The following is a 15155-nucleotide window of genomic DNA, read 5'->3' on the forward strand; positions in this document are numbered from 1 at the left end:
CGTCAACGGGTGTTCACGATTCGTGAAGAGCGACTACGGCCCATTTGCCTTCCCGGGCCAGGGTGCGGGACACGTCGGCCATCACCAGGCGGGCGGCCAGTGCCGCGGGCGACAGCTCCTCGTCCGACAGGCTGGCCAGCAGGTTGGAGCGGAACAGATGGGCGTCGTCGATGCGGGCCATCCGCAACTGCCCGGGCGCGATGCGCGCCGTCGCCGAGCTGGGCTGGATGCTGGCGGCGTTGCCCTGCTGCACCACGTCCATCAGTAGCGACAGGCCGTCGACCTCGGCCACCACCCGGGGCGTGCGCCCCAGTTGCAGGAACGCATTGTTGACCAGCGCACGCAGGCCGTGCCGCCCGCTGGGCAGCACCAGCGGCAGATCCGCAATGGCTTCCAGTCGCGTCGTGTCGCCTGCCGGCACGCCCGGCATATCCGGCCGGGCGAAGAGAAACAGGGGCTCGTCCAGCAGCGGCACGACGCTCCAGCGGCGCGCGGATTCCGCGTGAAAGACGATGGCCAGGTCCAGCAGGCGGCCGTTGAGCATGTCGGTCAGGTGCCCCGAAAGCGCCTCGACCAGATGCAGCCGGATGTCGGGGTAGCGCTCGTTCATCGCCTTCAGGAAAGGCGCGCCCAGCACCGCCGCCGTGGTGGACGGCAGACCCACGCTGACGTGCCCGGCCAGCCGGGCCTGCTGCGCGGCCTGGACCGCGTCGTCGGCGTGGCGCAGGGCCAGTTGCGCCTGGCGGAAGAACGCCAACCCCGCATCGGTGGGTACCACGCCGCTGGCGCTGCGCTGCAGCAGGCGCGTGGAGAGTTCACCTTCGAGGCGGCTGATCTGCTGGCTGAGCGCCGACGTGACCATGCCGATCGACATGGCCGCGCGGCCGATGCTGCCCGCTTCGACCACGCGCACGAAATAACGGAGCTGGCGCAGTTCCATGGATCAGGCCGGAATGGCCAATCCCCTGACCACGGCGGGCCGGGCGACGAAGGCATCCAGCACCCGCGCGACGTTCTTGAACTGCGAGAACCCGACCAGGTCGCCGGCGTCATAGAAGCCCACCAGGTTGCGCACCCAGGGCCAGGTCGCGATGTCGGCGATGGTGTATTGGTCGCCCATCAGCCAGTCGCGCCCTTCCAGGCGCTGGTCCAGCACGGCCAGCAGGCGCTTCGATTCGGCTACGTAGCGGTCGCGCGGACGCTTGTCCTCGTAGTCCTTGCCCGCGAAGCGGTGGAAAAAGCCCAATTGGCCGAACATCGGGCCGATGCCCCCCATCTGGAACATCACCCACTGCAGCGTCTCGTAGCGCCCCGCGGTATCCGCCGGGATGAACTGGCCGGCTTTGCTGGCCAGGTACACCAGGATGGCGCCGGACTCGAACAGGCCCAGCGGCTTGCCGTCCGGCCCGTTGGGATCAAGAATGGCCGGGATCTTGTTGTTCGGGCTGAGCGACAGGAATTCGGGCGTGAACTGGTCCTTCGAATCGAAGCTGACCCGGTGCGGCTCATAGGGCAAGCCGGTTTCCTCCAGCATGATCGACACCTTCACCCCGTTGGGCGTCGGCAGCGAATAAAGCTGGATGCGGTCGGGATGCTGGGCGGGCCACTTCTGGGTAATTGCGAAGGCGTCTAGGGAGGACATTCGGGGGATTCTCCGGAGCAGGCGGGGTTGGGTGACGACAATCCTAGCGCAAAACCCGTTGCAGCCCCCACCGCAGCACCGTTGCCGCCAGGGCAATGGGCAGCACCATGTGCAGCTGCGCCAGGAACAGCTCCCGCGTAGCCTCGCCGGGCGCCCAGGTGTTGCCGAACACCTGCGGTGATGGCGGCGCCAGGCACAGGGCGATCAACGCCGCGACGAAGGTGGCGACCGCGCGCCAGAGGCCGGACTGCCGCAGCCTTGCCGGGCGCTCGGCAAGCGCCAGCGCGATCACGCCCACCAGGCCCGCCATGACGGCCTCGGCGTAGAAATCGCGAGGTTCATACAGATAGGGCGCGTCCGGAATCGCCCAGCCATAGGCGCCGGTCGTCAGCATGGAGGTCAGGCAGGCGCCAAAAAGCGCTGCGGCGAAGGACAACAGCAGCAGATCCAGAACACGCGGCAGGAGTTTGGGCATGGGATGAACTGTACGCGACTCGCCGCGATGACATTTGTAATGCACAATCCGCGTCGCGCTGGCGCGCGGCGTCCTGCACCGGCAGGCCGTCTTCCTTGCAGCCGGCCGCGGCAACCCTGCCACGGCCCGCACCACCGGTAGTCCCATGAAGCACCCGCAGCAACCTTCCCGCCTGGATTCCCGACAAGAAACCCGAACAACCGCGCCGCGCGCCGGCATACCCGGCGCCTCGCGCACGGGCCGGCGCCAAACGATGTCCGCACTAATGCTGGCCGCCGCGCTGGGGCTGGCCCTTCCTGCCGCGCACGGCGCGGACGGCGAGCTCAGCCGCAGCCTGACGCTGGAGCTGATGAACAGCAAGGGCGGCCAGCCCGCGCCGAACACGCCGTACCGCCTCTTCGTGACCGGCAAGGGCGACACCATCCTCGACACGCCCAGCGGCGACGGCATCCTGCACGGCGTCACCGACGCCGAGGGCCGCACGGCCCAGGCGCGCACCACGCTGCCCCACGCGGCGGAAGACTTCACCCTGATCCGCCGTATCGGCGATGGACCGTGGGGCCACTTCTTCCAATTGAATTCCAGCGGCAACAACAAGCCTCTGCCCGCATGGCCCTACATCATGACCATGCGGCAGCGCTGGGGCGAACAGTGGGTGGATCTGGGTTACACCAACCGCCAGGGCGCGACGGCCTATTTCAGCCACAACGTGCCGGCGGGCTCGCTCTCCCTGTCGGTCGACTCGCCGCTGACCTACGACCGGCCCTGCTTTGACGAGCTGGACGCCATCAACCGCAAATACGCCCAGGACGATACGCAAGGCGCTGGCCAACTGATCGCCGCCATGCGATGCGCCGAAACGCCCCGGCAGCGGCTGGACCTGGCTCGCCTGCTGCTGTCCGCCGGCCAGCCCGAACTGGCCCGCCACTGGCTGATGCAGGCTCGGCAGCGGCCCTTTCCAGACTGGCTGCGCCCCGTGGACGCCGACTTGCTGGAAGAGCGCTTCGAGGTGGAACGGCTGCTGGGCATGCCGGACCTGGTTTTGGCGGACGCCGAGCAAATCCAGGCGCGGCAATCCCGGCGCGGCGGCCCCCGCAAATCCGGCGAAAGGGACTGGGCCAATAGCGCCGCCTATTACCTGGCGGACTTCCCGGATTACCTGGCGCAAGCCGAGGCGCAGGCCCGGCAGTCCATCCAGCGGTTCGGCCCGCGGCCCTACAACCAGGCCACGCTGGGCTGGATTCTGGCGCTGCGCGGCCAGTCGGACGAGGGCTTGCGCCTGATGCGCGCCGCCTACCGGGAACTGCCGCGCGACCAGGAAATGGTGGCCGACTATGGGCTGGCGCTGTGGCGCGACGGCCAGCGGGAACAGGCGCTGCGGCTGTGGCACGAAGCGCAGCGGGAATGCGTGTGGGGCATCCGCCTGCACGCCGCCATGCAGGAAGCGGCCTATCCGCATCCGTATTTTCAGGCGTCCGGTTCCAGCGCGGTGAAGGACTATCGGAATCGCTGCGACGGGCCGCGGACCAAGGGCAAGATCCGGCAGCAGCCCTGGCAGGCATGAAAAAGCCGGCTGCGCGTTGCTTGAACGCGCAGCCGGCTTTGGCGCCCCAGGCGGCCTGCGCCGCCAGGAATTTACTTTTCGTCCTTCATCTTCACATCGCTGGACGAGTCGGCCTTCAGGCCGCTGGTATTGATCTTGCCCGGCGGCGGGGCGTCGATCTCGTCCAGGTTCGCGGCGGCGGCAGCCGGAGCGGCCACATCGTCCAGATTCACGGCATCAGGCGCCGCGGGCTTGGGCGCGGCTGCCTTCGGCGGCGCCTTCGGACGCGGCTTGGCCGGCACGCGCGGCTTGGCGGCTTCCAGCGGACGGGTATACAGATTGCCGTCCTGGTAGACCAGCATATAGGGCTTGCCGACGGCGGGCTTCACCGTCTGGCGGGCGGTCCACTGGCCGTTGGCCACATTGAAGGACAGCGGGCCTTCGCAACTGCGATAGCCAGTCTGATACTTGGACGACTGCGTGCCCGACACGCGGTACACATGGTAGACGTGGCTGCAGCCGGCCTCCGGCACGTCCAGCGTGATCAGCGTCGCGCCAGGGACCTCGGACACGTTGGCCACCATCATCATGCTGCCCTTGACGTCGAGCTCCATGACTTTCTTTTGGCCATACAGCTTGATGTCGTAGGAATCGTTGTAATAGCGGCGCAGCGCCGCACGTTCGCCGTTGACCGAGAAGACCTGCTGTTCCTTGGCCAGGACTTCGCCGAAGTCCAGGCCCATCTTGCCCGAGCCGGTGCTGACGCAACCCGACAGCGCGATCACCCCAGACATCAAAACTATTGCGCCAACCGAACGGCCAGTGCCCGGCTTGTGTGCCATTTGTGCCAAAACCCTACCGACGAGCGCCGCCACCATCAATAACCCCTTGATTACAAAACAAAATTTCTTGAAGACCGGCCTTTCCGACAACCGTGTCACTTATTTCAAAATGATTCGCACTGTTATACTGTAAACCAAAGCGAACAGGGCGAGGCTTGAAGGATGAAGAAGGTTTGCGTAGCCGCGGCGATCGCCGCAAGCGTCGGCAGCTTGCCGGCGCACGCCGAGGCGTACCGCCTGGCGTACTCGAAAGCAGAAAACATCGAGATATTCATTGACCACGCCAACGGCGCTGCCTGGTGCGGTCCCCAACTGAATCTACGCGCGGTCTACGGCGGCGCCCCCGACGCCGAGGCCCTGGGCCGGCTGCTGCCCAAGATCGGCGTGCTGCTCAACAAACAGTGCCCGCAAGCGGCCGACCTGCGCTGGACCAGCGTCAGCAGCGCCGGCGCCCGCGTCGCCGAAGGCACCAGCGCCAAGGCATCCGGCTGGACGATGCAGATGGCCGCTGCGCCGGTTGCTCCTGCAGCGGTTGCTCCTGCAGCGGTTGCTCCTGCAGCGGTTGTTCCCGCACCGGTTGTTCCCGCTCCGGTTGCTGCGGCACCGGCCGCCGCGGCGCCGGCCGCCGCGGCAACGGCCGCCGCTCCTGCCATGGCTGAACCGGCGCCCACGCCCGCCTCCGCGCAAACCACGCCGCCAGCGGCCGTTCCCCCGGCCGCGCCTGCGGTTGAACCGCCCCCGGCCGTCGCGCCTTCGCCAGTCATTGCCCCTGCGCCTGCGCCTGTCGCGGCTGCGGTTCCGGCCGCACCCGCACCCGAGCCAGCCCCCGCCCCGGCCGCGCCCGTTGTCCAGGCCCAACCGGCCGCGCCGGCTCCCGCCGCCCCGATCCCGGCCCCCGTCCAGGCCGCGTTCGCGGTCAACGGCTGGACGCCCCCGCAGCCTGGTGCCGTGCTGTCCGCAACCAAGCAGCTCAAGGTCATGCAGGACCAGAACGGCTGCAAGGTGATCTCGACCTTCCAACTGGGCGACGGCGCGCAGTACATCACGCTGAAATCCGACGGCCTGACCTGCGGCCCCGACGGCTACGCGACCGGCAAGGGCCGGCTGCGGCTGGAGCGCTCGGACGGCGCCCGTATCGCGCAGACGAACGACGTCTGGCTCGTGTCGGGCATTCCCTTCGCGTCGCCCGTGGCCGACGCCCGCTTGGCCTATGTCGGCGACAACGGCGCGCTGTGGTTCCACATGGACAGCGATCCGGCAAGCCGCTCGCACTACCTGCTGCGCGCGGAACGCACGACGTACAGCAATGCGCTGCAGGTCTGGCGCTACAACCGGATCGACGTTGTCACCGAAAGCGCGGACGGGTTCCGCAATGCCACCGACATCAGGGTGGCCGTGGACGCCGCCCTGCGCGTGCTGGAACGCACGTCGGTTCCCGACGCCGCCAATGCGCACATCTTGTTCTCGGACAGCCTGGAACTGGGCGCCATCGGCGGGCAGACCGAGCATCTGCTCTACGCCATCAACGCCGACCGCGCCACCGACTGGCGCACCGGCAAGCCCAAGAGCGAATGGCGCTACAACCTGCAGTACGCGCAGAATTACCTGTTCAAGCGCGACGAGATCCTGGCCCGCCAGAAGCGCGAGGCCCAGATGCGCCTGGCCAACAAGGAACGCGACAACCTGCGCCAGTACCAGAACCTGGTCGAGCAGGCCAAGAATGACCCCAACGGTATCCTGGGCCGCATGCTGCGCGACGTCCGCTACGAACCGCTGAGCGGCGGCAGCTACGGCGGCCTGATGGCCGGCCGCAAGGCGACGGTGCGCATGGTGGTCCATGTGGACGACCATAAGGACAACGACGCCATTGCCGATTGGCCGTACGAAATGCGCCTGCCCGGCCAGAAGTCGCTGAAGGAAGGCTGGTACCTGGTCCCCGGCGACATCACGCTGGACACGAAGCGCGTGGATGGCCGCGGCCTGCCCCTGACGCTGCTGACGCTGGGCCAGGGTGTCCCCCACGCCTGCAAGAAGGAAGGCTGCGCCGACCTGAATGATCCGCTGGTGGGCGCGCGCATGATGCTCGGCCTGCCGGACTGGACGCCCGAACAGGCCCAGGCCGTGATCGACCAAGCCTCCCAACCCTGATAGCCGGACGAGCAACGCAATGATCAAACAAAAGAAAGCCCTGATCGCAGGCGGCGTCGTGGCGGCGCTGGCCTGCGCCTGGTGGGGGCTGGGCGCCTACGCGTCCGGCAAGGCCGAAGACGAACTGCTGGCCCTGCTGGACAAGACCGGCCAGCGCGACATGGTGCACTGGAAGAGCATTTCGGCGTCGCCGTTCGGCTCCGCCAAGCTGAAGGAAGTCACGATCGGATCGGCGGGGTCGCCCATCGCCAGCATCGAGACGGTCAGGATCAGCGGCCTGCGCAACACGCGCGACCGCCAGAGCGGCGACGTGACGATCGAAGGCGCGGCGCTGCCCAACGGCAACAGCGTGCTGAGCCAGACGGACCTGATCCGCCAGGCCGGCAAGTCCGACCTGCCCCCCGCCAACCTGCGCGTGCGCTGGGACTACCAGCGGGACGACGACAACGCGTCGATCCATCTCAACCTGGAGCAGCCCGACGCGCTGAACGCCGAGCTGACGCTGGGCCTGGAGCGCGTCAACGGCGCAGCCGCCCTGGCCGAGAACGGCGCCGCGCTGGGCGCGCTGGGCATGATGGGAATCATGGGCATGGGCCGCATGGACCGCGCCCTGGCGCCCCTGGCGGAAGTGCGCATTACGGAAGGCAGCCTGTTGCTGAAAGACGATGGTTACGTCAAGCGCAGCATCGAGCTCTACAAGCGCTACAACATCGCCGCTGTTCCGGGCGAAGGCAACCCGGACAAGCAGCGCGACAAGCTGTTCGACAAGTTCATCGACGACGCCCGCAAGCAGTGCGTCCAGCGCAAGGCGATGGCGGGCTTCAAGGACAACGACGACGCCTGCGAGGCCGCGGCCAATTTCGCGGGCGGGGAAGACCGCGAGATCAAGCTGACCCTGAATCCGCGCAACGGCGTGTCCGTGGCCGAAATGCTGTCGGGCGGCGGCCGTGATTACAGCAAGGTGCTGGCCCTGTTCTCGCCCACCCTGAAGAACTGAGCGCAACGCGCCGGAACTGGCCGGGCGGCATCCTGCAAGGGATGCCGCCCGGTTTTTTTGCGCCAGCCTGCGCCGACCTATAATCGTTTCATACGATGCAAGCCACGCGCCTGCTGAGGGGCAGACGCAGGAGACCTTGATGAAATCCCCGTTGAAGCACCTGCTTTCCCTCCTTGCCGCCACCCTGCTATTGGCCGGATGCACTTCCGGCCCCGGCGGCCCGCCGCACCCTGGAGCGGTCAATCCCTATAGCACCGGCGGCTTCCGCGACCCCGGCCCCAACTACCCTGACACCGGAAGGTAAGCGCGCCCACGCAGCCGGACTTAGCCCGGCTGCGCCAGCAGGCGCTGGATCTCGGCTTCCGTCTCTTGATAGCGGCCCTCGCCGAAGTGGCTATAGACCACCCTGCCCTGCTTGTCGATCAGGTACGCCGCCGGCCAATACTGGTTGCGGTACGCGCTCCAGGTGGCGTAGCGGTTGTCCTGCGCCACCGGATAGCTGATGCCGAAGCGCTGCAGCGCCTTTTCCACATTGGGCGTAGACCGCTCGAACGGAAACTCCGGCGTGTGCACGCCCACCACCACCAGGCCCTGGTCCTTGTACTTCTGGTGCCAGCTCGTGACGTAGGGCAGCGTGCGGATGCAATTGATGCAGGTATAGGTCCAGAAATCCACCAGCACCACCTTGCCGCGTAGCGACTCTATGGTCAGCGGCTCGCTGTTGAGCCATTTGTCGATGCCGGTGAACTCCGGCGCCTGCGGCGCGGCGGCGGGCGGGGCGGCGTGTGCCGCGCCTTGCATCAGGGAGGCGGCGACCAGCGCGCCCAGGGCGATCTTCTTGAACGTGGCAAACATGGTTGACTCCTTAAGGTCAGGCGAACAGGTTGCTGATCCAGGCGTAGGCCAGGACGTCGTACTGGAAATGGATGGCGATGGCGGTCAGGACCAGCAGCACGCCGAATCCCTGCTGCAGCCGGTGCGTGTGGCGGGATAGCCCCCGCACCCGCGCGGCGATGGCTTGGCCGCCGTAGGCGATGACGAGCATGGGCACGCCAGCGCCGATGGCGAACACCAGCAGCAGGGTGCTGGACTGCACCAGGTCTTGCGCCTTGGCGGCCAGCACCAGGATCGAAGCCAGCACGGGCCCAGCGCAGGGCGTCCACACGGCGCCCAAAGACAGGCCCAGCACGAAGCCGCCGGCGTTGCCGCTGCCGCTTCCCCCCGCGCCGGCCAGGCGCTGCAAGGGACCGCCCGCGCGGGCGATCAGCCAGTCGTAAGGCTGGGGCCAGATCCGTGCCAGGCCAAACAGCGCCAGCAGGACGATAGAGGTCGAGCGCACCGCCTCGTGCACGGATTCATTCAGGTTGGACAGGAGGCTGAGCGCAATGCCCAGGCCGGCGAACGCCAGCACGAAGCCGGACACGACGAACAAGGGGCGCAGCCGGCCGCCGCGTTCCAGCGAGGTGCCCAGCAGCACCGGCAACAAGGGCAGCACGCAAGGCGACGCGATGGTCAGCATGCCGGCAAGCAGAGCGATGGGAGTGTTGATGAGGTCCATGGGGGTCGTCCTTTGGAAAGTGACCCCATTGCACCCGCCGCACGTATCCGGCTTGTGCCGGACAGGCGGAATTTTTCAAGCGCGTGTATCCGCCGCCAGGGCGTATACAGTACGACACACTTCATGGCGCGGCCGGCGCTATAAACCGATCACATCCCGCGTTCACAGCCCGCACCCGGACTTCCTCATGAAGCGCTTTCTTGCCGTCCTGCTGCTGCTCTTTGGCGGATTCGCCGCCGAAGCGGCCAAGCCCTTCCAATGTCAGCTCGTCTCCAACAGCCGTCCGCGCCGCGATCCCCTGCCGCCGGACGGCAGCCAGCCCTAGAATCACGAAGCCCGACCGGCACGCCCGCCGCGCCCCCCAAACCAATCAATAGAAGGCACCCGCAGATGGATCACATAGACCACGTCATGATCGTGGACGACGATCGGGAGATTCGCGAACTGGCCGGCAGCTTCCTGCGCAAGAACGGCCTGACGGTCACGCTGGCGGCGGACGGGCGGCAGATGCGGTCCCTGCTGGAAAGCCTGTCCGTCGACCTGATCGTGCTGGACATCATGATGCCCGGCGACGACGGCCTGGTGCTGTGCCGCGAACTGCGCAGCGGCAAGCACCGCCGCATCCCGATTTTGATGCTGACCGCGCGCAGCGACGACATGGACCGCGTGCTGGGCCTGGAAATGGGCGCCGACGACTATCTGGTCAAGCCCTTCGTCGCGCGTGAACTGCTGGCGCGCATCAAGGCCATCCTGCGCCGCACGCGCATGCTGCCGCCCAATTTCCAGGTGACCGAGCCCGGACGCGAGATCGCCTTCGGCAACTGGCGGCTGGACACCACCGCCCGTCACCTGCTGGACGCGGACGGCACCATCGTGTCGCTCAGCGGTGCGGAATACCGGCTGCTGCGCGTCTTCCTGGACCATCCGCAGCGCGTGCTCAACCGCGACCAGCTGTTGAACCTGACGCAAGGCCGCGACGCCGACTTCTTTGGGCGCTCGATCGACCTGCTGGTCAGCCGCCTGCGTCAGCGGCTGCGCGAGGACGCGCGCGAGCCCATGTACATCAAGACCGTGCGCAGCGAGGGCTATGTGTTCTCCGCCGCGGTCGACGTCTCGGAATCCGGCCAGTGAACGCCGCCGCACCGCGCCCGTTTGCCTGGCCCCGCACGCTGGTCGCACGGCTGTTCCTGATCTTCGTGGCGGGCCTGGTCCTGGCCTACGGCCTGTCGTTCGCGTCGCTCTTCTATGAGCGCTACAGCGCCACCCGCAACATGATGCTGGGCGACCTGGAGCGCGACGTCGCCATCGCCATGGACATCCTGGACCGGCTGCCCGCCGCCGAACGCCCCGCCTGGCTGCCGCGCCTGTCCAGCAACAACCGCCAGTACCTGCTGGGCGACGGCAAGGCGGACCAGCCGCTGGGCAACGACGCCGCGCGCACCGCCGCCCAGTCGATCGAAGCCGCGCTGGGGCCGGACCGCCCCGTAACGGTGCGCGCCATGGCCGACGATCCCCGGCACATCCAGGCCCGCGTCGTGCTGTCCGACGGCCAGCCGGCGATCCTGGACATCGAGCTATCCCGCATGCGGCCGGCGCCGTGGCTGTTCGGCGTGCTGGGCGTGCAGCTCTTGCTTCTGGCCGGCTGCGCGTGGCTTGCCGTACGCCTGGCCGTCCGCCCGCTGACCCGCCTGGCCCGCGCCGCCGAGGAACTGAACCCCGACAAAACCAGCCCCCTGCTGGACGAAGCCGGCCCCGCCGAGATCGCGCATGCCGCCGTCGCCTTCAACGCCATGCAGGACCGCATCGCGGCCCATGTCGCCGAACGCATGCAGATGCTGGGCGCGATTTCGCATGACCTGCAGACGCCGATCACTCGCATGAAGCTGCGCACCGAATTCATGGATCCGTCCGCCGACCGCGACAAGCTGGCGCAAGACCTGACCGAAGTGGAGCGCCTGGTGCGCGAAGGCATCGACTACGCCCGCAGCGCACACGGCAAGGCCGAGCAGCCTGCGCGGATAGACCTGAACGCCTTCCTGGACAGCTTGGTGTGCGACTACCAGGACACGGGCAAGGACGTGAACCTGTCGGGCGACGCCGTCCCGCCGCTATTGACGCGGCCGCACGCGCTGCGGCGCATCCTGGGCAACCTGATCGACAACGCGCTGAAATTCGCGGGCGCGGCCGAGCTGCACGTGGCCGAGCGGGACGGCGGGCATTTGTCTATCTTCGTGCTGGACCGCGGGCCGGGCATCCCGGCCGCCGAACTGGACGCCGTGCTGCAGCCGTTCTATCGCCTGGAAAGCTCGCGCAGCCGGGACACCGGCGGCACGGGCCTTGGGCTTGCCATCGCGCATCAACTGGCCGCGGCCCTGGGCGGCGCGCTGATCCTCAGCAACCGGGACGGCGGCGGCCTGTCGGCCGAGGTGCGCATTCCGCCGGCCTAGGCGTTACGCGTTGCGCAGCACGCCCGATTGCAGCAACGGCTTCAGGATGCCGGCCGTGTATACCCGCGCCAGGTTCACCAGGAAGTCCGTGAAATCCGCCTTCGCCGCATGATCCGCGCTGTCCGAAATCACGCGCATCACGGCGAACGGCACGCCGAATTCATGGCAGACCTGCGCCATGGCGGCGCCCTCCATTTCCAGGCACAAGGCATCGGGCAGCCGCTCGCGCAGCGAATGGGCCAGGTCGTTGTCGTTGACGAACACGTCGCCCGTCGCGATCAGGCCGTGGTGAACCTGCGGCTGCTCGGACGCGGCCGGCAGGCCGCCGCTGCCCGCGAATTCCCGGGCGCTTTCCAGCAACAGCGCGCTCAGGGCTGGATCGGCATCGAAACGCTCGCGTCCCAAGAGCGGAATTTCATGCCGGCCGAACAGGGGCCGCGCATCCATGTCGTGCTGCATCAGCGCGTCGGCCACTACCACGTCGCCCACCCGCACGCTCGGATGCAGGCCGCCCGCCAGGCCGGTAAAGAGCACCCGCGACACCCCGAACTCCTGAATGACGATGGACGCCGTGGCGGAGGCCGCCACCTTGCCGATGCGGCTAAGCGCAATCACGCAGGGCGTGCCCCAAAGGGTGCCCACCTGAAAATCGCGCATCGCGATGCGGCGGGTTTCCGCGCCGGGATCCATCGCCGCCAGCAGGTCGGCGATCTCTTCGTGCAGCGCGCCCAGAATGGCGAGACGTCCCATGATGTGCTTCTTCCGTGATTGATCTGTTGCGCGGCCGCGTGCCGCCAGGGCGCAACATACTCCAATGCCGCCGCGCCCGCCAACGCCTTCATGTTTGTATCGCAGCGTATCCCGCGGCCCCTTCGACACGCCGCGATGCAATCCCCGCGTGTCGCCGACACATGGCCGATACAGCCGCTTGCTGCAATGCAGGCTCTTAACCCACCGGCCCGGCCATGCCGCGCCGCCAACCTGGAGTCATCATGGCAAAGCAACTTGAGCAGGTTCTCTATACCGCGCACACCCACACCACCGCCGGCCGCGAAGGCACGGGCCGCAGCAGCGACGACGCGCTGGACGTGACCCTCAGCCCCCCCGGATCGGGCAAGCCCGGCACCAATCCCGAACAGCTCTTCGGCGTGGGCTACTCCGCCTGCTTCATGGGCGCCATGAAACGCGCCGGCGCCACCCACGGCATCGCCGTGCCGCGCGACGTCGCCATCGACGCCAGCGTGTCGCTGGGCAAGGTCGACAACGGCGAAAACTTTGCGCTGGGCGTCACCCTGGCCGTGTCCCTGCCCGGCCTGACTGCGGAACAGAAACAACTGCTGGTCGAATCCGCGCACAACCTTTGCCCCTATTCCCGCGCAATCCGCGACAACATCGACGTGCAGTTCCAGATTGTCTGACGCGCAGCACGATACGATCCGCAAGGCGGCCTACGGGCCGCTTTTTTTGCGGCGTTCAGATACCAACCGACAGCGGTTTGGATTGCTACTGATGATGTAGTTAAACCGTACCCCTTTAAGCAGCATGTGCCCATTCGCGCCCTGGAAAATCCCGGCCGTTCCCGCCGCTGGCTAGGCAAAAAGACGGTGTACATGCATGCAGCAGGGAAACCCCGCGCCCTGCCGCCCTGGGCTTGCGTGCTAGCTTGCCTCACGCAGGCGTTGTTCCAGCCGGCAGCATAGGTATCGCACGACTCTATCTGTGTGTGGGGAGACGATCATGGTGAAGAACCTTGCCGTATTCTTCGACGGAACCTGGAACGAGCCCAACGACCGCACCAACGTCTACGAGCTATACAAGGCCGCGCCCGAAACCAGCACGCAGGAAACACTCTACGTCGAAGGCGTAGGCACCCAGGGACACGGCCTGTGGGCCGCGCTCGACAAATTCCTGGGCGGCGCGTTCGGCGCGGGGCTGTCCGCCAACATCCGGCAAGGCTACCGCTGGCTCTGCCAGCGCCACGAGCCCGGCGACCGCATCTTCCTCTTCGGCTTCAGCCGCGGCGCCTACTCCGCCCGCAGCCTGGCCGGCATGGTGCGCAAGTGCGGCCTGCTGAACAACCCCACCGAAGACGCCGTCGCCGAAGCCTACGCGCTGTACCGCGACGACTGCACCCCCTCCTCCATCGAAGCCGCCGCCTTCCGCGACCGGTTCTCGCGCCAAACCGATCTGCACTTCGTCGGCGTCTGGGACACCGTCGGCAGCCTGGGCATCCCCGTCGGCGGCATCTCCTTTCCCGGCTTTTCCAAGTCCTACAACTTTCATGACACGGAACTGAGCAACCACGTCCTGAACGCCTATCACGCCATCGCCACCAACGAATACCGCGAGCCCTACTTCCCCACCCTGTGGACCCGCCGGGAAGGCTCCCCGCCCCGCCCGGCCCACCTGCCCGTCGAGCAACGCTGGTTCATCGGCGCGCACTCCGACATCGGCGGCGGATATCAGGACGGCAGCCTGCAGACACTGCCCGCATCATGGCTGCAGGAAAAGGCGCGGCAAGCTGGCTTGGAGGCGGGAACGGTGCAGCGAATCTCCACGGATTACGAACAATGCGAGCCGCACGACTCGTACAAGGAGTTCACGGAGAAGGTGCCCATCCCGGTGAAGAAGCGGCCCAGGCTGTGGAACCGGGACACGGTGTTGAACCTGACCATCGACGATCGGCTGCTGCGTCGGTTTGAGCGGAATCAGGCGTTTTTGAAGGAATATCCGGATTTCAGGGATGAGTTGGGGAAGTTGGAGGTGGGGAGGTAGGGGCCTATGGCTGCCTTGGCCGTCAAGGCAGCTTCCCGCACGTGCATTCCACATGCAGACCAGCGGCCGCCGCCATGGTCACAAAGCCATCCAGGCGCACCTGGATCGCTCAATACCTTTCTCCAAGAATCAATACCAGTCCTATATTCATGGAGTACTAAAAAGTGCAGGATGGAGCGCTAAGTCCACGCGCGTCCAGTGCAATCTCTCGATTCAAACGGGACGCCTGTTCACAGGCGTGACTATCCACCCAAATCCGGAGGAAGAGGCCTGTTTTGCACGGAGCAAGCATGCCTTCCCAATCCGACCTGCGCTTCACCTTCGACCTCATCGGCAGCGAAGCGCCGCACGACGTATTCGAGGTCATCGAATTCGAACTGCGCGAAGCGCTGTCCCAGACTTATCTGCTTTCCATCGACCTGGCCTGCGCCAATCCCGCCGTGGACTTCGGCCTGGTGCTGGACCGCCCGGCGCGCCTGACCATCTGGCACGGCGACACGCCGGTACGCTACGTGCACGGGGCCATCTCCGCATTTTCCCAAGAGAACACAGGGTTCCGACGGACCCGCTACCGCGCCGTCGTCGAGCCGCGCCTGGCGCGCCTGAAGCTCAGCGCTGACTGGCGCATCTTCCAGACCCTGACCGTCCCGCAGATTGCCGAGGCCGTGCTCAAGGCCCACGGCCTGACGCAGGACTACGAACAGCGCGTCACCACCGAGCACCTGGCT

At 67.0% G+C, this 15155-nt stretch carries 16 protein-coding genes; 9 read left to right on the forward strand and 7 right to left on the reverse strand.

Annotated features, from left to right (window positions below; translation table 11 throughout):
* Nucleotides 1-13: 13 nt before the first annotated feature.
* From KYC_RS22525 to KYC_RS22535, 3 genes are read right to left on the reverse strand one after another with little or no spacing between them, the layout of a single operon-like run.
* Entirely contained in the window at nucleotides 14-940 is a 927-nt protein-coding gene (locus KYC_RS22525) for a LysR family transcriptional regulator (protein WP_008166787.1), read from the reverse strand.
* 3 nt (nucleotides 941-943) lie between these two features.
* On the reverse strand, nucleotides 944-1642 hold the full coding sequence (locus KYC_RS22530; protein ID WP_008166788.1) for a glutathione S-transferase N-terminal domain-containing protein: 699 nt from the start codon (nucleotides 1640-1642) through the stop codon (nucleotides 944-946).
* Between the two features lie 43 nt (nucleotides 1643-1685).
* A complete protein-coding gene (locus KYC_RS22535; RefSeq protein WP_008166789.1) occupies nucleotides 1686-2117 on the reverse strand; it encodes a hypothetical protein in 432 nt (143 codons plus the stop codon).
* A gap of 253 nt (nucleotides 2118-2370) precedes the next feature.
* On the opposite strand from KYC_RS22535, the gene KYC_RS22540 reads away from it, so the two are divergent.
* The gene (locus KYC_RS22540; protein ID WP_100148359.1) at nucleotides 2371-3681 is read left to right on the forward strand and encodes a tetratricopeptide repeat protein; all 1311 of its coding nucleotides are present in this window, start codon (nucleotides 2371-2373) and stop codon (nucleotides 3679-3681) included.
* A gap of 71 nt (nucleotides 3682-3752) precedes the next feature.
* Here KYC_RS22540 and KYC_RS22545 read toward each other — a convergent pair whose 3' ends face one another.
* Nucleotides 3753-4454 (reverse strand): hypothetical protein, encoded by a 702-nt coding sequence (locus tag KYC_RS22545; RefSeq protein ID WP_008166793.1) that lies wholly within the window; start codon nucleotides 4452-4454, stop codon nucleotides 3753-3755.
* Between the two features lie 210 nt (nucleotides 4455-4664).
* Between KYC_RS22545 and KYC_RS29375 the strand changes: the two genes are divergently transcribed.
* Both KYC_RS29375 and KYC_RS22560 read left to right on the forward strand, forming a co-directional pair.
* Nucleotides 4665-6650 carry a hypothetical protein gene (locus KYC_RS29375; protein WP_008166795.1) on the forward strand — a complete coding sequence of 662 codons (1986 nt, stop codon included), beginning with the start codon at nucleotides 4665-4667 and terminating at the stop codon, nucleotides 6648-6650.
* A gap of 19 nt (nucleotides 6651-6669) precedes the next feature.
* Entirely contained in the window at nucleotides 6670-7647 is a 978-nt protein-coding gene (locus KYC_RS22560) for a hypothetical protein (protein ID WP_008166797.1), read from the forward strand.
* 324 nt (nucleotides 7648-7971) lie between these two features.
* On the opposite strand, the gene KYC_RS22565 is transcribed toward KYC_RS22560, so the two are convergent.
* Both KYC_RS22565 and KYC_RS22570 read right to left on the reverse strand, forming a co-directional pair.
* A complete protein-coding gene (locus tag KYC_RS22565) occupies nucleotides 7972-8502 on the reverse strand; it encodes a thioredoxin family protein (RefSeq protein ID WP_008166800.1) in 531 nt (176 codons plus the stop codon).
* Between the two features lie 16 nt (nucleotides 8503-8518).
* The gene (locus KYC_RS22570) at nucleotides 8519-9205 is read right to left on the reverse strand and encodes a cytochrome c biogenesis CcdA family protein (RefSeq protein ID WP_008166802.1); all 687 of its coding nucleotides are present in this window, start codon (nucleotides 9203-9205) and stop codon (nucleotides 8519-8521) included.
* A 187-nt stretch (nucleotides 9206-9392) separates the two neighbouring features.
* On the opposite strand from KYC_RS22570, the gene KYC_RS29725 reads away from it, so the two are divergent.
* From KYC_RS29725 to KYC_RS22580, 3 genes are all read left to right on the forward strand, one after another.
* On the forward strand, nucleotides 9393-9530 hold the full coding sequence (locus KYC_RS29725; protein WP_008166803.1) for a hypothetical protein: 138 nt from the start codon (nucleotides 9393-9395) through the stop codon (nucleotides 9528-9530).
* 65 nt (nucleotides 9531-9595) lie between these two features.
* Nucleotides 9596-10336, forward strand: coding sequence for a response regulator (locus tag KYC_RS22575; protein ID WP_008166805.1), 741 nt, complete (start codon nucleotides 9596-9598; stop codon nucleotides 10334-10336).
* Nucleotides 10333-11652: an ATP-binding protein gene (locus tag KYC_RS22580; RefSeq protein ID WP_008166806.1), complete on the forward strand. Its 1320-nt coding sequence runs from the start codon at nucleotides 10333-10335 to the stop codon at nucleotides 11650-11652. Before KYC_RS22575 ends, KYC_RS22580 begins: the two co-directional genes overlap by 4 nt.
* Nucleotides 11653-11655: 3 nt before the next feature.
* Here the strand turns inward: KYC_RS22580 and KYC_RS22585 are convergent, their stop codons facing one another.
* Nucleotides 11656-12402 carry a 5'-methylthioadenosine/adenosylhomocysteine nucleosidase gene (locus tag KYC_RS22585; RefSeq protein WP_008166809.1) on the reverse strand — a complete coding sequence of 249 codons (747 nt, stop codon included), beginning with the start codon at nucleotides 12400-12402 and terminating at the stop codon, nucleotides 11656-11658.
* Nucleotides 12403-12644: 242 nt separating this feature from the next.
* Between KYC_RS22585 and KYC_RS22590 the strand changes: the two genes are divergently transcribed.
* From KYC_RS22590 to KYC_RS22600, 3 genes are all read left to right on the forward strand, one after another.
* Complete coding sequence (locus tag KYC_RS22590; RefSeq protein WP_008166811.1) at nucleotides 12645-13070, forward strand: organic hydroperoxide resistance protein; 426 nt, start codon at nucleotides 12645-12647, stop codon at nucleotides 13068-13070.
* A 319-nt stretch (nucleotides 13071-13389) separates the two neighbouring features.
* A complete protein-coding gene (locus KYC_RS22595) occupies nucleotides 13390-14427 on the forward strand; it encodes a DUF2235 domain-containing protein (RefSeq protein ID WP_008166813.1) in 1038 nt (345 codons plus the stop codon).
* 290 nt (nucleotides 14428-14717) lie between these two features.
* Nucleotides 14718-15155 (forward strand): contractile injection system protein, VgrG/Pvc8 family (locus tag KYC_RS22600; protein ID WP_008166816.1); only part of this gene is annotated, 438 nt, incomplete at its 3' end.

Source organism: Achromobacter arsenitoxydans SY8 (genome assembly GCF_000236785.1).
In the GTDB taxonomy this organism is placed as follows: domain Bacteria; phylum Pseudomonadota; class Gammaproteobacteria; order Burkholderiales; family Burkholderiaceae_B; genus Achromobacter; species Achromobacter arsenitoxydans.